At 61.9% G+C, this 21,163-nt stretch carries 17 protein-coding genes; 14 read left to right on the forward strand and 3 right to left on the reverse strand.

Features of this window, described 5'->3' with window-relative positions:
- The first annotated feature begins 41 nt into the window (after positions 1-41).
- Complete coding sequence (locus AC2YI2_RS17450) at positions 42-935, forward strand: amino acid ABC transporter substrate-binding protein (protein ID WP_487387762.1); 894 nt, start codon at positions 42-44, stop codon at positions 933-935.
- A gap of 39 nt (positions 936-974) precedes the next feature.
- A complete protein-coding gene (locus AC2YI2_RS17455; RefSeq protein WP_487387763.1) occupies positions 975-1,874 on the forward strand; it encodes an amino acid ABC transporter substrate-binding protein in 900 nt (299 codons plus the stop codon).
- Positions 1,875-2,101: 227 nt separating this feature from the next.
- Here AC2YI2_RS17455 and AC2YI2_RS17460 read toward each other — a convergent pair whose 3' ends face one another.
- A complete protein-coding gene (locus tag AC2YI2_RS17460; RefSeq protein ID WP_487387764.1) occupies positions 2,102-5,500 on the reverse strand; it encodes a response regulator in 3,399 nt (1,132 codons plus the stop codon).
- A 250-nt stretch (positions 5,501-5,750) separates the two neighbouring features.
- Here AC2YI2_RS17460 and AC2YI2_RS17465 point away from each other — a divergent pair, with 250 nt between their 5' ends.
- From AC2YI2_RS17465 to AC2YI2_RS17500, 8 genes are all read left to right on the forward strand, one after another.
- Positions 5,751-7,421, forward strand: a complete 1,671-nt coding sequence (locus tag AC2YI2_RS17465) for an ABC transporter substrate-binding protein (RefSeq protein WP_487387765.1) — start codon at positions 5,751-5,753, stop codon at positions 7,419-7,421.
- 125 nt (positions 7,422-7,546) lie between these two features.
- Positions 7,547-8,524, forward strand: coding sequence for an ABC transporter permease (locus AC2YI2_RS17470; RefSeq protein ID WP_487387766.1), 978 nt, complete (start codon positions 7,547-7,549; stop codon positions 8,522-8,524).
- Between the two features lie 3 nt (positions 8,525-8,527).
- Positions 8,528-9,436, forward strand: a complete 909-nt coding sequence (locus tag AC2YI2_RS17475; protein ID WP_487387767.1) for an ABC transporter permease — start codon at positions 8,528-8,530, stop codon at positions 9,434-9,436.
- Between the two features lies 1 nt (position 9,437).
- Entirely contained in the window at positions 9,438-10,247 is an 810-nt protein-coding gene (locus AC2YI2_RS17480) for an ABC transporter ATP-binding protein (protein ID WP_487387768.1), read from the forward strand.
- Positions 10,247-11,212, forward strand: coding sequence for an ABC transporter ATP-binding protein (locus AC2YI2_RS17485; protein ID WP_487387769.1), 966 nt, complete (start codon positions 10,247-10,249; stop codon positions 11,210-11,212). The genes AC2YI2_RS17480 and AC2YI2_RS17485 overlap by 1 nt, the downstream gene beginning before the upstream one ends.
- Positions 11,205-11,678 carry a GNAT family N-acetyltransferase gene (locus AC2YI2_RS17490; protein ID WP_487387770.1) on the forward strand — a complete coding sequence of 158 codons (474 nt, stop codon included), beginning with the start codon at positions 11,205-11,207 and terminating at the stop codon, positions 11,676-11,678. Before AC2YI2_RS17485 ends, AC2YI2_RS17490 begins: the two co-directional genes overlap by 8 nt.
- A gap of 47 nt (positions 11,679-11,725) precedes the next feature.
- Positions 11,726-13,642: a beta-N-acetylhexosaminidase gene (locus AC2YI2_RS17495; protein WP_487387771.1), complete on the forward strand. Its 1,917-nt coding sequence runs from the start codon at positions 11,726-11,728 to the stop codon at positions 13,640-13,642.
- 119 nt (positions 13,643-13,761) lie between these two features.
- Entirely contained in the window at positions 13,762-14,931 is a 1,170-nt protein-coding gene (locus AC2YI2_RS17500; protein WP_487387772.1) for a M20 family metallopeptidase, read from the forward strand.
- A gap of 8 nt (positions 14,932-14,939) precedes the next feature.
- Here the strand turns inward: AC2YI2_RS17500 and AC2YI2_RS17505 are convergent, their stop codons facing one another.
- A complete protein-coding gene (locus AC2YI2_RS17505) occupies positions 14,940-15,677 on the reverse strand; it encodes an MBL fold metallo-hydrolase (protein ID WP_487387773.1) in 738 nt (245 codons plus the stop codon).
- The gene (locus AC2YI2_RS17510; protein WP_487387774.1) at positions 15,674-16,465 is read right to left on the reverse strand and encodes an IclR family transcriptional regulator; all 792 of its coding nucleotides are present in this window, start codon (positions 16,463-16,465) and stop codon (positions 15,674-15,676) included. Before AC2YI2_RS17510 ends, AC2YI2_RS17505 begins: the two co-directional genes overlap by 4 nt.
- 188 nt (positions 16,466-16,653) lie before the next feature.
- Here AC2YI2_RS17510 and AC2YI2_RS17515 point away from each other — a divergent pair, with 188 nt between their 5' ends.
- Genes AC2YI2_RS17515 through AC2YI2_RS17530 form a run of 4 tightly spaced genes read left to right on the forward strand, consistent with a single transcriptional unit; the run spans position 16,654 to position 21,162 of the window.
- The gene (locus AC2YI2_RS17515) at positions 16,654-17,721 is read left to right on the forward strand and encodes a substrate-binding domain-containing protein (RefSeq protein ID WP_487387775.1); all 1,068 of its coding nucleotides are present in this window, start codon (positions 16,654-16,656) and stop codon (positions 17,719-17,721) included.
- 32 nt (positions 17,722-17,753) lie between these two features.
- Positions 17,754-19,259: a sugar ABC transporter ATP-binding protein gene (locus AC2YI2_RS17520; RefSeq protein ID WP_487387776.1), complete on the forward strand. Its 1,506-nt coding sequence runs from the start codon at positions 17,754-17,756 to the stop codon at positions 19,257-19,259.
- Positions 19,256-20,215 (forward strand): ABC transporter permease, encoded by a 960-nt coding sequence (locus tag AC2YI2_RS17525; protein ID WP_487387777.1) that lies wholly within the window; start codon positions 19,256-19,258, stop codon positions 20,213-20,215. The genes AC2YI2_RS17520 and AC2YI2_RS17525 overlap by 4 nt, the downstream gene beginning before the upstream one ends.
- On the forward strand, positions 20,212-21,162 hold the full coding sequence (locus tag AC2YI2_RS17530) for an ABC transporter permease (protein WP_487387778.1): 951 nt from the start codon (positions 20,212-20,214) through the stop codon (positions 21,160-21,162). The genes AC2YI2_RS17525 and AC2YI2_RS17530 overlap by 4 nt, the downstream gene beginning before the upstream one ends.
- The last annotated feature ends 1 nt before the right edge of the window (position 21,163 follow it).

The following is a 21,163-nucleotide window of genomic DNA, read 5'->3' on the forward strand; positions in this document are numbered from 1 at the left end:
GATGTTGATCCGCAACATTATCTGAAATCGAGGAAAAGCAGATGCGAAACTTGATACGGTCTTTCTGCCTGCTCGCGAGCCTGCTCGCGTTAGCAGAGCCCGCTCGAAGCGCCGAGGGCACTCTGGAGAAGATTGCGAAAACCGGCAAAATCACGCTCGGTTATCGCGACGCGGAGCCGCCCTTTTCCTACAAGACCAAGGATGGCGCCATTATCGGCTTCTCGATGGATCTATGCCAAAGGGTTGTCGAAGGCGTGAAACGGCACTTGAAGCTCGACACGCTGGAAGTCGAATATGTCCTCGCGACACCGGCGACACGATTCATCCTCGTGAAAACCGGGAAGATCGATATCGAATGCGCCGCGACGACGAACAATGCCGAACGGCGCAAGACCGTAGCTTTCTCCTATCCAGATTTTCTCACGGCGTCGCAATTCGTGACCCGGCGCGAGGATGATATCAAAAGCATAGCGGACCTGGCCGGCCGTACCGTCACTTCGACATCGGGAACGGTCAACATCGACCAGATCAACGCGCTCAATAAGGAAAGGAAATTGAATATCGCCGTCGTCCCTACCAAGACGAATGAGGAAGCCTTCGCCCTGGTGGTATCGGGCAAAGCGTCCGCCTTTGTCATGGATGGTATTCTATTGGCTGCCATGGTCGCCAACACGCCCAATCCATCGAAATACCAGCTGTCCAGTGACATGCTGAGCAAGCCGGAACCTTATGGTCTCATGATCCGGCGCGGCGATGAGGCGTTCAAGACAGTAGTCAACGACACGTTGCATCAACTGTTCACCGGTGGCGAGATCGAACCTCTTTACGCAAAATGGTTTACGTCTCCGATACCGCCCGATGGCATGAATCTCAATTTGCCTATGTCTCCGGTACTCAAGCAGGCATTCGCTCATCCCATGGAGTTCATGGACTGATCCACGCGCGTGCCAACCCGCCAAATCGAGGGAAAATCGATGAAACGTCTTATCTTGTCCGTTGCCATGGCGCTCATGTCGTCCTTGTTTGCAAGTGGTTGTTTCGCGGGCACGCCGTCGTCGACATTGGATAGATTGGCTGAAACCCATACGATCCGGATCGGCTATGCGGCAGATGACCCGCCATTTTCCTATTTGGACAAGGATGGCAGCGTTATCGGATATTCGATCGATATCTGTGTCAGGGTCGTCGACGAGATCCGGCAGTCGATCGGCCCGTCAGACCTGAAGATCGAATACGTCCTGCGAACGCCGAGCGACCGCTTCGCACTGCTGAAGACCGGCTCGATCGACCTGGAATGTGTAGCAAGCACCAACAATGCTGAACGGCGCAGGAATTTTGCCTTTTCCTATAGCCACTTCATGACGGCGACGCAGTTTGTCGCCCTGAAGGAGAGCAACCTGAGGACAATCGCCGATCTCTCCGGACGCACGGTGACCTCGACATCGGGAACGGTGAATATCGGTCAGCTAAATGCCGTCAACCGTGAGCGGGGGCTTCATCTTGCGGTGATCCCGTCGGCCAGCCACAAGGCCGCCTTCGCCATGGTCACGGAGCAGCGCGCCTCGGCTTTCGTGATGGATGGCATCCTTCTGGCGACCATGGTGGCCAGTTCGGCAAAACCAGATGCCTATCTGATTTCCGATGATGCCCTGCGGCCGCCGGAACCCTACGGCCTTATGATGCGTCATGACGACATTCCTTTCAAGACGGCAGTAAATGCCGCGCTTTCGAAGATCTATAGGAGTGGAGAGATCGAGAAGATCTATACCAAGTGGTTCATGACTCCGATTGTGCCCCACGGCATCAACCTGCGCATCCCCATGTCGGTGGCAATGAAGAACGCCTTCGAAAATCCAGTCGACATTGCTGATTGACACTTTCGGGGGACTGTCGCAACGGCTCCGCAGTCGACGTGGCATGACCACTTTAGCGGAGCAAGGATATCGATATCAGAGGACGGGCCATGAGGTTATCGCAAGCCGTCATCGCGACCTGCGTGCCCACTGATGACCCTGTGGTTGCAAATCTCTCGCGCATGAACGGCGACGGCGGGTTGCTATTGCCTCGCGACCGTTAGGTCTACGGTGTCCCGTACATACGCTCAGTACGAATTCCGCCCATCTCGCAGGAGCGAGCGAAGCTGCTCGAGATCCCGGTGCAGGATGTGCTCCAGTTCTTTGTATTCGCCATCCTGCCCACCCTTTTTCGATACATGGGCCAACACGAACTCGCCGGATCGAAGCACATCGCGCCAGCGTGGCTTAAGCGGCAGGGTCTCGATGAGAAGATATTTGTCGAGCGTCCTGGCCTGGAGGGAGGAGCGGTCGAAGCTCACGCGCCAGATTCCGCTGCGTTCGGCGAAATCGATCTTGCCCTTGCCAGTTGCCGCCTTCCAGAGTTCCAGACTGTGCTTCATGACCTCAACGAGGATCGGCCGAAATGTCCCCTGGCCTACCTTGACGGTTTGAAGTTCGACGAAGGCGGGCTCAATGCTTTCGGGCTCCGTTGCCGCCAGGGCAAGGTCGGCTCCGACGCTGTCGATCGCGCCGAGGACGTGGCGGACCGTGCGCGCATTCTGCCTGACATCGCCGTCGACGACCGGCTGGATGACGAGAGCGAGACCGCCGCCATTGCTGCTATCGAGCTCGAAAACATTGAGGCTCGAGGCATGGCCGCCAAGACGGAGGTCGCCAGTGAAGAATTCGCCCTCCTGGGCGATCGACTGCTGCATCTGCCTGGCTAGTTCGTTTCCAAGGAGCCCGGAAAGCGAGCTTTCCTCGGGGACCGCCGGCAGGTCGAACAGGCGCAGTGCCGTCTGGTTGGCATAGGTAATCCGGCTCTGCCGGTCGGTGCAGAGAATCGCGACCTCAAAAATATCCAGCAGCCTCGCCATACGCTGTTGCGACAGGCGCAATGCCTCTTCGACATGAACGCGCCGGTCGATCTCGGCCTTCAGTGACGAGTTTTCGCGTAGCTGGCTGCGGGCGCGCGCTGCCTCGAGCAGGGTCGCTACGCGCGCCAGGAGTTCATCCTTGACGAAGGGCTTGACCACATAGTCGTTTGCACCGTGCTCGAAACCGGCAATCACGTCGCGCGTGCGGCTGCGCGCCGTCACCATCACGATCGGCACATCGAGGAGGTCGTAGCGCTCGCGGATCGCCTTGGCGACTTCGAGACCACTCATGCCGGGCATCATCACGTCGAGCACGACGAGATCAGGCTTGATGCGGTCGATGAAGGCCAGCGCGTCGGCGCCGCTCTCTGCCGCGCGGACGGCGTAGCCGACCGGCTGTAGAACATTGCGGAGTACCTGGATGTTGATCGGCTCATCGTCGACGACCAGCACCAGCGGCACCCCCGGTACCGCGGGCACGTCCGCAACGATCTGGCTCCGCGCGATCATGTCGACGGTCTCGTGCAGGCGCTTCTGGTCGAGCTCCTCGCCGAAATAGTCGATATAGGATGGCTCGACGGTCGCCGCCGGCAAGATCAGCATGAAGCGGGATCCTTCGCCGAGCACCGAATGGGCCGTCAGTTTGCCGTTGAGGAAGGTCGCGAGTTGGCGGGCGATCGTCAGCCCGAGACCAGTGCCGGATGGGCCGCGCGTCCCGTCGCCGAAGGCGGCCTGTTCGAGCGGCTGGAAGATGCGTTCGAGACTGTCGCTGGCAATGCCGACGCCCGTATCTTCGACACTGATGGCGATGTCCTTGCCGATGGACTCCGCTGCCAGGCAAATCGTGCTCTGGCCGGCATATTTGATCGCATTGCCGAGCAGATTGTAGAGGATCTGCTCGAACCTCACAGGATCGGCCAGCACGAAGGGGATATCCTCGGGAATATCGACCTTGAGGGCGACCGGCTCGCCGCGGAGCAGAGGTTCGCACATCTTCAGCACATTGCTGACGCTGGTCGCGATATGGACCGGATGAATATCGAGCCGCATGCGGCCCTGGCGGATGCGATAGAGATCGAGCAGGTCGTCCACCAGGCGCGAGAGCCGTCGCGCGCTGAAGCTGATGAGTTGAAGCTGGCTGCGCTGGGCCGAGGTCAGCTCGCCCGCGACGCCTGCGGCAAGCGTCTCCGAAATGCCGATGATGCCGTTGAGCGGCGTGCGCAATTCATGGGAGGTGTTGGCGACGAAGGCATCCTTCATCCGGTCCGCTTCTTCGAGCGCCTTGTTCTTCTCCTCGATCAGGCCGACCTGCTTTTCGAGCTCCGCATTCTTCTGGTTGATGAGGTTGAGCTGTTCGCTGACGGCATCGCGCATGCGGGTGAAGCTTGCAGTCAGGCGGCCGAGCTCGGAGGGATTGCGGATCGCCGGCATGGCGTGATCGAGATTGCCGTCGGCGATCGCACCTGCAGCATCAGTCAGACGCTGCACCGGCCGCGTCATCGTGCCCGAGAGATAGTAGACGATGCCGGCAAGCACTGGCAGCAGGACGAGCGCCAGCGTCAGAACGATCCTCCTGAGCGCATTGCTGTCGGCAAAGGCCACGGATTCCGGCACTTCGGCGACGAGACTCCAGGGCACCGAGCCGAAATAGAGCTGCGTGCCGGCGGCAAGCGCCGGCACGCCACCGAGTCCATTCTGGACCAGTGCCGCGCCGGACGGCGTGGCCGCGGGATCGATGGTCGACCCATCGCTTTTGTTCCCCGGCTTTCGCCCCGGCGGTGCGGAAATATAAAGCCCTCCGGAGTTGAGAAGATAGAGGCTGCCGGTCTCCCCCTTCTGCGCCTGGACGATGCCGTTCAGGCCCTTGATACCCAGGCGGAAGATGACCATGCCGCGCACCTTGTTGTAGAAGGCGACGCGGACGGCGATGTAAGCGGCAAACTTGCCAGTGACCGGATCCGTGGTGAAATCGCCTACCAGAATGCGGCGCCCACTCGGAGCGCCTGCCATGGCCCGCGCGAGCCGTGAGAGCGGGGTCGGCGCGACCAGGGTCTTGAGGTCCGTGCCGAGATAGCGATCCTTCTCGACCGAATAGACGACGCGCTGATCCGGTGTGATGAGATAGAGGTTTTCGAATTCCGAGGTGGTGACGAAGCTCACGAAATCGTCGTGGAACTGCTGGTGGGCATTGGCATATTCGAGTGCGGCCCGTAGCATCAGGTCGTTGTCTTTGGGCAGTTGCGCTTCGGCGCCGCCATCATGATCGATGCCGAACATCTGGTGCAGGATCGCGGTCGCCTTTTCGGGCGAGGGATCGATCTGGCGGAAGGCATAGGCGAAGCCGTAGAAGTCGCCGATCGAGTATTTGACGGCATTCGACTGGCTGAGGCTCTCGGCCTGGCGCGTCGCGAAGGTCAGATATTGCTCGATCTCGCTGCGCTTGGCGTCTCGCACGAAGGCGAGTTTGGCCGAAGTCTCCGCCGTGACGCTGCGATTGAGGATATAGAAGAAAGCGAAGGCGGTGGCCGAAAGCGGCAGCAGGCTGATCGCGAGCAGGATGAGCAGCAGGCGACCGCGAAATCCGGCTGGCGACAATGCCCTCAGCATTGTTCGCGTTCATGCATCGTATCCGGCATGCCTCCCTGCAGTCTCCCCATCGAGGACAGTTGCCGCCAATCTATACAATTGCGGAGAAAGCGAAGCCGGTTTTTTCGACTTCAGCGGAATTTCCGGTTTTTACGATTTTGCCGCGGTTCTTGCCGGTATTGCAGGGTGACTTTGCCTGAAGTCCTACGCTGATATGACGCCGCTAACCGGACCGGGGGAGGAACCCGCGTCCCATGGATGGGGAACGGACATGAACATCAAGACGATCCTGAAGGTAGCGTTGCTCGCTGGCGTCATGGCGCCGGCCGCCGCAAAGGCAGAAGTGATATTGACCGCATTGCCGGATGAAACGACGGCGTGGGTGGAGAATTTCAATCCCTTCAACACGACCACCCGCGTGCCCTCGGCGGAAGACTTCATGTATGAGCCGCTGGTGATCTTCAACGCGCTGAAGGACGGCGAGCCGAATTTTCGGCTGGCGGAATCCTTCGCCTATTCGGACGATCTCAAAAGCGTCACCTTCAAGCTGCGCGATGCGAAATGGTCTGACGGCAAGCCCTTCACCGCGAAGGACGTCGTCTTCACCTTCAACATGATCAAGGAGCACAAGGCGCTCGACCTGCAGGCGATCTGGGACCAGATCGAGGGCATCGAGGCGCCGGACGAGCACACGGTCAAGATCAGCTACAAGACCGCCAATAGCGGCCTAATCTTCAAGATCGTGCAGGTCTATGTCGTGCCGGAACATGTCTGGGCATCGGTCAAGGATCCCGTGACCTTCACCAATCCGAAGCCTGTGGGCAGCGGTCCGCTGACCGATGTGCGCCGCTTCACCCCGCAGGAATATGTCCAGTGCCGCAACCCGAACTACTGGGACAACGCCACCCTCAAAGTTGACTGCATGCGCTTCCCGCAGGTGGCCGGCAACGACCAGACGATTGCGCTCGCCGCCAAGGGTGAACTCGACTGGTTCGGATCCTTTCTGCCCGATATCGAGAAGACCTATGTCGGCACCGATCCCAAGCATCACGGTTACTGGTTCCCGGCTGGCTCCATGGTCGTGTTTTCTCTGAACTGGGAGACGGCAAACGAGGGCAACAACAAGGCCTTCCATGATCTGGCCTTCCGTCGTGCCTTCTCGATGGCAATGGACCGGCAGGCCATGGTCGATATTGCCGGTTACGGCTATCCGACACTCAACGAATATCCCTCGGGTCTTGGCCGCGCCTTTCATTCCTGGAACAATCCAAAGGTGGACGAGAAATATGGCGTCTACTCGAAATACAATATCGAGGGTGCCAAGGCGGAGCTCGCAAAGGCCGGCTTCAAAGACGCTGACGGTGACGGCTTCATCGAAAATCCTGATGGCAGCAAGATCAGCTTCGACATCATCGTGCCGAACGGCTGGACCGATTGGGTCAATACTGGCCAGCTTGCGATCGAGGGACTTGCCGAAGTCGGCATCCAGGCCAAGCTTTCAACGCCTGACGTTCCCGGCTGGACCGACGCGCTGATATCGGGAAAGTACGACGTGGCCGTCAATTCCTTCCGCACCGGTGTCACCCCGCATTTCATGTATGACGAGGCGCTCAATTCCCGCAACAAGGGCAAGACGCGCTATGCCTCGCCGCATTACAGCAACCCGGAACTCGATAAGCTGCTGAATTCGTTCTACGAGACCAACGACCATGCCCAGCAGGTCGAGATCATGAACAAGATTCAGGACCTCCTCGGCGCCGACCTGCCGTTCGTCGCGGTGTTCAACAATCCGCTCTGGTACGAATACAACACCAAGCGCTTCACCGGCTGGTTCAACGCGGACAATCCGGTCGCCCGTCCGGTCGTCTATGGCGGCGTGCCGGAACGGCTGCTGCACCTGCTCGCCCTGCGGCCGGTCGCTCCGAAGCCTGTCGCGCAGTAACTGTCGACCAACAGCCCTTGGCGCGTCCGGTCTCTCCCTCCCGGACATGCACATTCGGTTCAGGCTCAGTCCTGAACCGAATTGCCGACTGATAATCCTGTTCGGATGCTGCCGGAGACAGATCGATGTCCTTCATCCTGCGTAGACTGGCCTTCTACATTGCCGCCTTCTTCACGGCTGCGACGATCAATTTCTTCATTCCGCGGCTGATGCCCGGCAATCCCATCGATGCGATGTTCGCGCGCGCAAATTCGTCGCTGCCGACGGAAGCCCGTGAGGCGCTCATCGAGACCTTCGGCTTTGCCTCCGGTCCGCTGCATCTGCAGTTTCTCGATTACATGAAGAGCGTCTTCACCTGGGATCTCGGCTTCTCGATCAAATTCTATCCGCTGACGGTGGGTCAGGTGCTCGGCCACGCATTGCCCTGGACGATCACGCTTGCGGGCACGGCCTCCGTCCTCGCCTTCTTCACCGGTTCGCTGCTCGGTGTTCACACTGCCTGGCGGCGTGGAAGCGTGCTTGACACGGTCGCCTCGCCAGGGGCGCTGGCTTTGCAGTCGATCCCGGCTGTCGTTGTGGCATTAACGGGCCTTTACGTCTTCGGCCTGCTGCTCGCCTGGTTCCCGACCGGTTTTGCCTTCGATCCGCAGCTCGACCCCGGCCTGACGCCGACATTTCTGTCGAGTGCACTCTACCACGCCGTCATGCCGGTCATGTCGCTCGCCTTCGTGCATATCGGAGGCTACCTCGTGACCATGCGCAACAACATGATCGGCCAGCTCGGCGAGGATTATGTCGTGATGGGCATGGCCAAGGGCCTCTCCGACAGGCGGGTGATGTTCAACTATGCGGCACGCAATGCGCTGCTGCCGAGCGTGACCGCCTTCGCCATCACGCTTGGCGCCGTCATGGGCGGCTCGCTGGTGACCGAGGTGGTGTTCAACTATCCGGGCCTCGGCCATCTCCTCTATCTCGGCATCGTCGCCCGCGATTACCCACTGATCCAGGGCCAGTTGCTGGTCATGACGCTCGCCATGCTCTCGGCCAATCTGATCGTCGACCTCGTCTACGTTCTGCTCGATCCGCGACTGAGGAAGGCCTGACCGATGCAGAGATTGCTCACGCCTATCCTCCGCAATCGCAAGGCCATGATCGGCCTTGCCATCCTTCTCGTCTATGTCGCTGTGGCGCTGCTCGCGCCGGTCATTACCGGCCACGATCCGATCAAGCGGGTCGGCCGGCCGCATGAGGCGCCGTCGCTCCCCCACATCCTCGGCACGACCCGCATGGGCCGCGACGTCTTCACCCAGTTGATCTGGGGCACGCGCACCTCGCTGTTCATCGGCTTGCTGGCGGGTTCGATCGTCACGATCATCGGGGTGACGCTCGGGGTGATGGCCGGCTACCTCGGCGGTTGGATCGACGAGGCCGTCAACTTCGTCACCAATATCGCGCTCGTCATTCCGCAACTGCCGCTGCTGCTGGTGATCGCCGCCTTTGTCGGCGAGGCAAGCCCGCTGGTGATCGCGCTGATCATCGGCCTGACCTCCTGGGCCTGGGGCGCGCGCGTCACGCGGGCGCAGACCATGACGCTCCGGCAACGCGACTTCATCCTTGCTTCCGAGCTGATCGGCGAACCGAAATGGCGGATGATCGTGGTCGAACTCATGCCCAACCTGCTGTCGATCATCGGCTTCAATTTCATCGGTTCGGTCATCTACACGATCATTACCGAGGCAACGCTCGAATTCCTGGGGCTCGGCAATCCGCTCGCGGTGTCCTGGGGCACCATGCTCTACAATGCCCAGACCGCATCGGCGATGAGCGTCGGCGCCTGGTGGGAAGTGTTCGCGCCGGCAACCGCGATTGCCGTCATCGGCATCGGCCTGTCGATGATCAACTTCGCCGTCGACGAGATCTCCAATCCCAGGCTGCGCACTCTCGGCACCGTCAACGAGGCGGTCAGGAAACAGCGCAAGCTGGATCGCGCCCGCGCCGCCGTGCAGGAAGCCTGAAATGGACACCTCCTCCAATCTCGTGGACGTGCGCGGCCTGCAGGTCGACTTCCTCACCCAGAACGGTCTCTTCACAGCCGTGAAGGGCGTCGATTTCCATATTGGCCGCGGCGAAGTCATGGGGCTCGCCGGCGAAAGCGGCTGCGGGAAATCGACCATCGCCTTCGCGCTCATGCGGCTCCATCGCCCGCCAGCGATCATTTCGAAGGGCGATATCCGGATCGACGGCGTCGATGTTCTGGCGCTCACGTCGAAGGCACTGGAGCAATGGCGCTGGCGCAAGGCATCCATGGTGTTCCAGAGTGCGATGAGTTCGCTGAACCCGGTCCTGACGATCTTCGAGCAGTTTCGCGATGTGCTGGCGCGGCACGAGGGTCTGGGTCGCGATGCGGCGCGGGCACGGGCCGAAGTGCTGATGCGGCTGGTGTCGATCCCAGCCGGTCGGCTCGACGACTATCCGCACCAGCTCTCGGGCGGGATGCGCCAGCGTGTCGTGCTGGCGATCGCACTCGCCCTTGAACCCAAGCTGGTGATCATGGACGAGCCGACGACTGCGCTCGACGTCGTCGTGCAGCGGGAGATCCTGCAGGAGATCATGATGCTGAAGGACAAGCTCGGCTTCTCCATCCTCTTCATCACCCACGACCTCGCGCTGATGGCGCAATTCGCCGACCGGATCGCGATCATGCTGAAGGGTGAGATCGTGGAAACCGCGCCGGTTGCCGACATCGTCCGCGCACCAAGGCATGACTATACGCGTCGGCTCTGGGCTGCGATGCCGCGGCTGGGTCATGCGATGGAGGCCGTGTGATGGAGAGCCCGCTTCTGGAACTCCAGAACGTCACCAAGACCTTCACGCTGAAGCCGCTTTTCGGCGCGGAGAAACGCGTGGAGGCGCTCCGGAACGTGTCGCTGAAGCTCGAGGCAGGACGGGCATTGGCTGTTGTCGGCGAGTCGGGATCCGGCAAGTCGACCGTCGGCCGGGCCGTCACACGTCTCTTTGGACTCACGGCCGGCCGCATCTTGTTCGGCGGGCGGGATATTGCCGGGCTTACGACACGCGCCGAGCAGATGAACTATCTGGGCATGGTGCAGATGGTGTTCCAGGATCCGTTCGCCGCGCTCAATCCGGCGCACAAGATCCGCCATCACCTCGTCCGGCCGCTGATGCTGCATCGGGGCCTCAAGCGTGATCAGCTCGAAGCAGCGGCGCGCGGGGCGCTTGCCGAAGTCGAACTCGATCCTGACATGACGCAGGACAAATATCCGCATGAGCTCTCGGGCGGCCAGCGGCAGCGCGTCAATCTCGCCCGCGCGCTCGCCGTCGACGCCCAACTGATCGTGGCCGACGAGCCGACTTCGATGCTCGATGTCTCGATCCGTCGCTCGGTGCTCGATCTCATGCGCCGGCTAAAGGTCGATCGTGGCATCAGCTTTCTCTACATCACCCACGATATCGCGACGGCGAATTATATCGCCGAGGACACGGCTGTGATGTTCGCGGGCCAGATCGTCGAATATGGTCCATCCGAAAGCGTCATCCGCAATCCCCAACATGCCTATACGCGACTGCTGCTGTCAGCCGTGCCCGATCCGGCTGCGAGGATCACCGCCGGCGGCGGCGCGGCCGGTCGGTCCTTCTCCCAGCATGCCGAAAGCGTTCGCGATGCGGCGCGCCGGCCGGTCGCGGAGGCGCGGGAAGTTGCCCCCGGCCATTTCGTCTATCATCATGTGGAGATGCATCAATCCTCACGGGAGCCTGCCCTTCATGCCTGATCTTCTGGTCCGTCTCTACGACCTGCCAGCCCACGACATCACGAAAGTGGAGGCCCACGGCATCGAGATCCGCCGCGCCCTGACGCCGGAGCGGCGCCAGGTGCTCGGCTGGATCGAAGAACATTTCGGTTCCAAATGGGCCGCCGAAAGCGAGACGGGTTTTGGATCGCATCCCATCATGACCTGGATCGCGGTCAAGGATGGAAGGATGCTGGGCTTTGCCTGTGGCGACGCGACCGCCAAAGGCTTCTTCGGTCCGACCGGCGTCGCCGAGGGTCAACGCGGCAAGGGCATCGGTGAGGCGCTGCTTTTTGCGGTGCTCGAGGGATTGCGTGAGGCGGGTTATGCCTATGCCATCATCGGCGATCCCGGTCCGGTCGAGTTCTATCGCAAACGGCTCGATGCGCTCGAAATCCCCGGATCATGGCCTGGCATCTATCGCGGCATGATCGGCAGTTCCTCCTGATCTCCGCCCCCAATTCGCTCTTCATTCGCAATCGGAAAGCATTTCACATGACCTCCATGCCGTTCCATCTTGAAGCCTCCTGGGAACCCATCGAAGGCACGACCGGCCGCTTCGAATTCACGCTGTTCAATTTCAGCGGCGAAACCATTCAGGGCTTTCGGCTCGCCTATACATCGCTGACACGGACAGCCGATACCCATGTCTGCGAGGGAGCCAAGCTGCTGCGCCGCAACGCCAACTTCCACGAATATGCCCCGCCGGCCGAGGTGGCCCTCGCGCCCGGCGAGCGTTGGACTTTCCGGGTCTCCGGCCTAACCCGGCCGGCCAAGCATTGCACCGACGGCGTGAAATCCACCTATCTGACCTTGAGTGACGGACGCGTCCGTCCCGTTGGCTTTGGTGACCTGATGCTGAAAGGGGCCAGGAGCACCAGCGCGCTGCCGCTGTTGCCCGAGGGTCGGCTCACCGAGCCCTTCGCGCTATTGCCGTGGCCGGCCGAGGCGAGCCTCACGGCGGCAGAAGCCGTGCCGGTGGCGCTCTATCCAGCAGAGGGCACAAGCTCCGCGAGCCTCGAAGCGATGGCGGCGGTGCTTCAGCTTCACCGGCGGCTGTTGCCGGTGGCGAACGTTCCCTTCACGCTCGCCGCGGTCGACGGCGGGTTGCCGCTCACCTTCGCATCGTCGCCCTTGGCCAAGGAGGCCTATGAGATCGAATTCGCGGCGGACGGCATTCGCTTGACGAGCGGGGATGCGGCCGGCTTGCAATATGGCCTGACGGCGCTGGCGCAACTGCTACAGGGCGCGCGAACCGATTCCGCCAAGTTCAAGTTTCCCAGGCAGGGGCGCATTTCCGACCGGCCGCGTTACGGCTGGCGCGGTTGCCATCTCGACGTCTCCCGTCAGTTCTATCCGGCCGAGGACGTGTCGCGCCTGATCGACATCCTGGCCTGGAACCGGCTCAACATCTTCCATTGGCACCTGACCGACGACGAGGCGTGGCGCGTCGAGATCAAGGCCTATCCAGCCCTGACCACGATCGGTGCGCGCCGGGGCCCGAGCGAGGTTCTGGTACCCCAGCTCGGTGATGGCGCCGAGGTTCGCGAGGGCTTCTACACGCAGGAGACGGTGCGGGCGATCGTTGCGCATGCCGCAGCACTCCATGTCGAGATCGTCCCGGAGATCGACATTCCCGGCCATTGCACGGCTGCGCTTTTCGCGGTTCCCGAACTCGTTGACGGGCAGGAGGCGCCGGACAGCTATCGCTCGGTGCAGGGCTATCCCAACAATGCGCTTAACCCGGCCATCCCCTATACCTATGATTTCCTCGGCAAGGTATTCGACGAGCTGGTGACGCTCTTCCCGTCCGACCACATCCATGTCGGCGGCGACGAAGTGGCCAAGAATTCCTGGCTTGCCTCGCCGCTCTGCCACAAGCTGATGGAAGAGCAGGGGATCGACGGCACCTTCGGCCTTCAGTCCCATTTTCTCAGCAAGGTCAAGGCGATGCTCGATGCGCGCGGCAAGAAGCTCGCCGGCTGGAACGAGGTCGCCCATGGCGGCGGCGTTGATCCCAAAGATACGCTGCTGATGGCCTGGGAGAACCAGAAGGTCGGCATCGAGCTTGCGGAAGAGGGCTATGACGTGGTGATCACGCCCGGCCAGGCCTACTATCTCGACATGGTGCAGGCCGAGGACTGGCTGGAGCCCGGCGCAAGCTGGGCCGGCACCGTGCCGCCGCATCTGACCTACACTTACGAAGCCGAAGGCGATTTCCCTGAATCGCTCAAGAGCCGCCTCAAGGGCATCCAAGCCTGTATCTGGAGCGAGAATTTCATCTCCAGGGCCTATTTCAACCATCTGGTCTTTCCACGGCTGAATGCGATCGCGGAAGCGGCCTGGACGCCAGCGGCGAGGAAGAATTGGGAGCGCTTCGCGGCGATCAGCCGGCTCAGTCCGATCCTTTGAGCCGCACATGCCGGCGCGAACGGGCGCTGTCGTTTGGGGGCGGGCGGTTCCTTTCGGGCGAGACTCGTTCTAGGAATTCGCCCAGCGCCTGGGGTCGGGCAGACAATTGAGGATCAGGAATGGTGGTGCAGGGCAGGATCACGCGGGATGACGTCGCCAGCCTTCTGGGCGACATGGTTGCGATCCCAAGCATCAATCCCGCATTCCAGAAGCCGGACCTGCCTGCGGAGTGGTTCGGTGAAGCGCGGGTCGCCGCATTCATTGCCGATTGGCTCAAGGCCGAGGGGATTGAGACCGAGATCGAGGAAGTTCTGCCGGGACGGCCGAACGTCGTGGCGCGACTTGCGGGCGCTGTGGACGCACCGCGCATGATTTGGGAAGGGCATACAGATACGGTGCAGGTCGACGGCATGGAGGCCCCTTTCACGCCCCTGATCGAGGGATCACGCCTCCATGGGCGCGGTTCAGTGGACGACAAAGGGTGCCTGGCGATGTTCATGCTGGCGATGCGTGCTGTGAAGCGGCGCGGCACACGGTGCGACCTGACCTTCGTCGCTGCAATCGACGAGGAGGTGACCTTCAAGGGTGTCCAGCACCATATTCGCAATCATGGTCCCTATGACCTCGGGATCGCCGGCGAGCCGACCGGTCTTGCCGTCGTCAGCGCCTGCAAAGGCGTGATCCGTTTCGTGATCGAGGTGAAAGGGCGGAGTGCGCATTCCGCCAGGCCTGAAGAAGGCATCAACGCGCTGGTGATCGGCTCCGCGCTCATCGCGCATCTCTCGGACCACATGGCGTCTACGGAACGCAGCCATCCGTTGCTCGGCCGGCGGACATTGACCTGCACGATGATGCAGGCGGGGGAGGGACCCAACACCGTGCCACCGCGCGCTGCAATGACGTTTGACTTCCGCACTTTGCCAGACCAGACGGGCGATGAAGCCTGGATGGAGATCGTGGGCGTGGTGCGCGCCTTTGCCGAAACGAAAGCACAAGGCGCCGAGGTCATCGTGCATCGGCCCTTCATCGACTCGGTTTCTATGGAGGTGCCGCATGATGCCACGGTCGTCGCCGAGCTCGCGAGAGTGGTGGGAGAAGCCGGCTATTCCCCTGAAGTCATCGGCGTGCCCTATGGGTCGGACGCGAGCAAGCTGACGCGGGCGGGAACGCCTTGCGTGATCTTTGGCCCGGGCCGGATCGAACAGGCGCATGCAATCGACGAATATGTCGACATGGATGAAGTGGTGCGCGGCGCCGAAATGCTGGTGGAACTGGCGAGCCGGCTCTGAGACAGGTGTCAGAGTTGCGGCGGCGGCGTGCCGGCTTCGACATAGGGGAGGGCCGCATCGACATGCCGCCGGCCGTTGCGGAGCGAGAAGCGGCCGTGACCAGGAAGGAAGCGCTCGAAATCCAGGCCCGCGAGCATGCGGATCGAGGACAGGGTCTTCGCGACGCTGCAATCCTCTATGTCCTGCAGGATGACACGCCCACCAGCAAAGAGCGCATCGCCGGCGATCAGGCTCCTGACACCACCTGACTCGACAAGATAGCAGCAGTGGTCATCGCTATGGCCCGGCGTTTCGTGAAGCGTGATCCGGAACAGTCCCAGCTCGAGGCTTTCGCCCGATTTGAGCACGCGGTCGACCCGCGGCGCAGTCCAAGCATAGTCCAGGGGATAGAATTTGCCGCGCACGCGGTCGAGGCTGATCAGTCTTTCGTCATTCCTGGATAGGATCGCAGTTGTCAGTGGGCCGGCCACGACGGTAAGGCCGGGGACGCGCGCTACGAGTTCCGCTGCGCCGCCGGAATGATCGGCGTGGCCATGCGTGAGGAACAGCGTCCGTATTGCCATCGGATCGAGGCCGTCGTTCCGCATTTCCGTGAAACATCCATCGATATCGCGGCCAGCGCCGGCGTCGAATATATGATGCTCTCGGCCGTCGGTCAGCAGGAAGACATTGCAATCAAGAGAATCCGTCAGGTCGAAACCGGAGCCGCCGCTCGCGACGAGATGCAGCCCTTCGACGATTTTCATGGGTTCCGCCTACTGTCCTTGTAATGCAGCTCCGCTGCTGCCTGCTTGAGGCTGTCGAGATATTGCTGACGGTGCCTCAAGCCATCATCGCGCGGCGCGACCAGGCAGAGCGTGGCGATTGGGCGACCATCCGTGCCCTTTATCGGCACCGCAAAGCAGTGCGTGAAGCTGTCGACAATGCTGTTGAAGGTGAATTCTCCGGCCTGGGTGGCGGCGCGAACCTCGGCGATGAAGCGTTCGGGCGTCAGCCAGTCGCCATTCGGCAAGTGGAAATCCTCGTGCGGAATGAAGCCGAGGATTTCCTCATCGCTCATATGGCCTACAAGTAGCCGGCCCGAGGCCGTCCAAGGAATGGGCACCGGCCGGCCGACGTCGGCCGAGATCCGGAAGGGCCGCGCGCCCTCCCGCATGCGCACGACCGCATATTTGTTGCCGTCGAGCATGCAGAATTGCGCGGTCTCGCGCGTCACCGCCGCAAGCTGGTCGAGCACGCGGTCGCATTCGCGCATGAAATCGAACTGTTCCTCGTAGGCCGCGCCGAGGAAATAGAGCTTGCGGCCGAGATAGACGCGTCCCTCGTCGCCGGCATATTCGATGATGCCGTTGCGCAGCAGCAAGTTGACCAGTTCGTAGACCGAGGATCGCGGCGCGCCGATCTGGGCTGCAATCTCGTTGGGCTTGGCCGGCTCGCGCCGGACCCTCAGGAAGTCCAGAATTTCGAAGGCGCGATCGAGGCCGCGCGCACGCTTGGAGACAAGTGCATCGTCCTGGATATCAACCACGTTCATGCCCGCGACTCCTTCACTGATGAGATCGGTTTTGGCCCAGCGGGAAAAATTTGGCAACGGGCTTGCCAGCGCAAGATTTTGGCATATAGTTCCAATTGTCCATTATTGTGATCATATGTCCAATATAATAGACATACACAAAATGGGATGGCCGCGCAAGCGGCAACTCAAAAAAGGGGAACGAAACAATGAAAGCCGAGAATTCGAATTTTCTTTCCTGCCGCCGCGCGTTGCTCGCCGGCGCCGGGTTGCTCGCTCTGGCGCTCGGCGGCTATGCCGAGACAGCCGCGGCCGCGGCCAAATGCATCAAGGGCGATCGCAAGGCGCCCTATACGGTCGGATGGGCCAATATCTATTCCGTTCCGACCTGGATGAAGCAGACCGAAGGCACGATCACCGCCGAGGTCGAGGAGTTGAAGAAGGCGGGCCTGGTCAAGGACCTGATGATCACGGATGCGCAGGGCAATGCCCAGACGCAGATCCAGCAGATCCAGTCGATGATCGACGCCAATATCGATGCGATCGTCGTCATCGCCGGCTCGTCGACGGCACTCGATCGTGTCATTTCCGATGCCTGCGCCAAGGGCATCGCGGTGGTCAACTTCGACAGTCTCGTGAACACCGACGACGTGACCGCCAAGATCAATACCGACTCCAACGAGTGGGGCGCGACGGCAGCCAAATGGATGGTCGACCAACTCGGGGGCAAGGGCAAGATCATCATCATGAATGGTCCTGCTGGCATCTCGGTCAGCGATGATCGCCGCAAAGGTGCCCAGCCGGTGCTCGATGCCAATCCGGACCTGAAGGTCATCACCGAGACCAATACAGAGTACAATGTCGCCCCGGCCCAGGAAGCGATGACCAGCCTGTTGTTCGCCAATCCGGAGATCGACGGTGTGCTGTCGCTCGGCGGTGCGCTGTCGGCTGGCTCCGTCCTCGCCTTCGATCGTCAGGGCCGCGCGCAGGTGCCGACATCGGGTGAAAATGCCCGGCAGTTCCTCGAACTCTGGAAGGAGAAGGGGCTCAAGGGCTGGGCGACGATGCAGCCAAACTGGCTTGGCGCGCTCTCGGTCTATACCGCCGTGCAGGCGCTTGAAGGCAAGGATGTTCCCGCCTTTGTCAAGGTGCCGCTGCCCGTCATCGACGACAGCACGATCGACAGCTATCTCGCCCGGGCCGACAAGTTCCCGGCCGATGGCTACATTTATTCGGATTACGACAAGGCGCTGTTCGACAAGTTGCTCGCGCAGTAAGTTCCTGACGTCCATCCGAATGAGGTGACCTGATGAGCGATCGTCCGCCCGTGGTCGAAGCCCGCGGCGTATCCCGCGGCTTCTATGGCAATCCCGTGCTCAAGGGCGTGAGCATCGGCCTCGTGCCGGGCCGGATCCATGCACTGCTCGGCGAGAACGGCGCGGGCAAGTCGACGCTCATCAATCTGCTGTCGGGGGCTCTCGCGCCCGATAGCGGCGACATCCTGATCGACGGCAAGGTCGTCGCGCGCCATAGTCCCGCTTCGGCGCGCGCCGCCGGCATCGCCGTCGTCCAACAGGAGCTCAGCCTCGCCGCCGAGCTCTCCATCGCCGAGAATATCGGGCTTGGCGCCTATCCGCGCCGGTTCGGACTGATCGACTATGGCGCCTTGCGACTACGGGCCGCGGAGGCGTCCGAAATGGTCGGGTTGACCGAGCCGCTCGACATGCCGGTGGGCGATCTGTCGCTCGGCCGCCGGCAGATGGTGGAGATCGCCAAGGCGCTCTATCGCAAGCCGCGCGTGCTGATCCTCGACGAGCCGACCTCGTCGCTTTCCGCCCATGAGGCGGGGGTCCTTTCCGGGCTTGTCCGGACGCTTGCGGCGCAGGGCACGGCGATCCTCTATATCTCGCACAGGCTGGATGAAGTGCGCTCGCTCTGTGAGCATGTGACGGTGCTGAAGGACGGCATCGTGACATCAGACCAGAGCCTTGCGGGCGTCGACGGTCAAAGTCTGGTGCGGCTGATGGTGGGCCGGGATCCCGGCGACCTGTTTCCCGAACGGGGCGCTCGATCTCCCGGAGAAACGCGGATCCGCATCAAGGGTTTTTCGGCGGGTGCCGCGCGCGGGATCGATCTCGAGGCGTGTGCCGGCGAAATCATCGGCATCGGTGGACTGGTTGGGCAGGGGCAGGAGGATTTTCTGCTCGGACTCTACGGCGCCATTCCAGCGGCCGCCGAGGAGGCCGAAATATCGGGCCAGCCCGGGCTGCCCGCTTCCGTTGGCGCCGCCAATGCCCGGCAGATCGCCTATGTTCCGGCCGACCGCAAGAAGGAGGGCCTGGTGCTGACTCATTCGATCGCATCCAACCTGATCCTCCCCTCGCTCGGCAAGGCGTTGAAGAACGGCATGCGCGACCGCGCTGGCGAACGGAGCCTGGTCGAAAGCCTGGCCGCACGCCTGAGCATCAGGGGCGATACGTCGCGCGCGGTGCAAGCGCTGTCTGGCGGGAACCAGCAGAAGGTCGCGCTCGCCAAGTGGCTGCCGAAGGACCCCTCGGTACTGCTGCTCAACGATCCGACACGCGGCGTCGACATTGAAACCAAGCGGGAAATCTATGCGATGCTCACGGGCTTTGCTGCCGAGGGCAAGCTCGTCGTGCTGCTGAGCTCCGATACGCCCGAACTCGTGCATCTCTGTGATCGCGTGCTGGTGTTCAGCGAGGGCCGGGTTGTCGAGACATTGGAGCGCCGTGCGATCACCGAAGAGGCGATCGTTGGCGCGGCTATGGGCATCAAGAGGCGCGAAGCGGCATGAGCATGGCAGCACAGTCAAATCTCTATCTCGCGGTGCAGCGCCGGCGAAATCACGGTCTCGGCGGCATCTATGCGGTGGTCGGCGCGCTGGTCCTGCTCTATGCGATCCTGTTTCCCGGTATCATCAGTGTGGGCGGCTTCTCGAAATTCACACAGAACTGGTTTCCGCTGGCGCTCGTCACCATCGCACAGGCTTTGCTGATGCTGAATGGCGGTATCACGCTGGCGATCGGACCGCTGGTGAGCCTCGGCGCGGTGATTGCCGCGACCACGATGGGCGGGCCGTTCGGAACTGCCGGCGGCATCGTCGCCGTGGCCGCAATCGGGATCGTCGCAGGCGGGCTGATGGGTGCGGTCGTCATCCGTGCGAGGTTGCCGGCGATCATCGTGACGCTGGCGAGCTCCTTCATCATTTCAGGGATTGCGCTGATCATCCTCCCAAGACCAGGTGGCGCCATCCCCGCCTGGTTCTCCGATCTGCTGGCCGGCAATACGCCCGTCGCCTTCCTGCTGCTGCTGGCCACGCTTGCGGCGTGGAAGCTCTATCTGATGACGCCTGATGGCATCGGCATCTATGCGGCGGGCGACAATCCCGTCGGCGCCTATCGCTCGGGCGTTGCGGTGGACCGGGTGAAGCTCGCGGCCTTTGCACTCTCGGGACTGCTGACCGCGCTGGCCGGCCTCTTCGTTGCCGCGCAGACCGGCTCGGGCGATCCGGTGATCGGCACGCCATTCACGCTCAATTCGATCGCCGCGGCGGTGCTCGGCGGCGTTGGCTTTCTCGGCGGCAAGGGCACGATCCGGGGCGCGGTCTGCGGCAGCCTGCTTCTGTCGTTGATGATCAACGTTATGTTCTTCCTGGGCTTTCCGCCGGTGGCGCAATATGTGGCGCAGGGACTGATCATCGTCGGTGCCGTTGCCATTCCAAGTCTCGCGGCGCGCTGGAGAACGCCATGAATACGGGCATGCTTGCGAGACTAATGCGCAATCCGCCGCTGCTGACGACGCTGCTGGTTCTGCTCGTGCTTATTGCGGCGAGCCTCGGAATCCGGGGCTTCGGTTCCTTTGGCCATCTACGCTACCTGCTCGAACTTGCCGCAGTGATCGGCATCGTCGCGGCCGGCCAGACGCTGGTCATCCTGATGGGTGGCATCGATCTTTCGGCGGGAGCGGTGATGACAGTCTGTGCGATCCTTCTGCCCGTCCTGTCGCCTGTCTTCGATCCGACCGGGATCAGCGGCATCGTGCTCATCCTCGGCATTGCGACCCTGATCGGGTTCGGAAACGGGGCAGGGGCCGCCTATCTCGGCGTGCCACCGATCATCATGACACTTGCCATGGCGACCTTCCTGCAGGGGCTGCTGGTGATCGTCGCCGGCGGCAGTGCGGTATCGGTGACCAATGCCGCCGTCATCTGGCTCGGGCAGGCGCGGCCGCTGGGTATCCCCGCCGGCGTCATCCTCTGGGCGATCGTGTCTGTCTTCGTGCTGCTGCTGATCCACCGCCTGCCGATTGGCGCGCGGTTCCTCGCGCTCGGGGCAAATCCGCTGGCGGCGCGGCTGTCGGGCGTCAGCGTGACGAAACATACATTGATACTCTATGCCTTATCGGGTCTCTTTTCGGGGCTGGCGGGCATTCTCATTCTCGGGATGAACCGGCAGGGCTATGTCGGTATCGGTGAGCCCTATGTGCTGACCTCGATCGCTGCCGTCGTGCTCGGTGGGACCTCGATCCTCGGCGGCCGGGGCACCTATGCGGGTACGATTCCCGGTGCTGTTCTTCTGGTCACGACGACAGCGCTGATCACAGTCATCAATGCCTCGCCCGGGTGGCGGAACATCATGTTCGGAGCGCTCATCCTGGCGCTGCTGCTGATCTCCGGCCGGGAGGCACGTACGCGATGAA

It is taken from the genome of Rhizobium sp. SRI_017, from assembly GCF_057586295.1.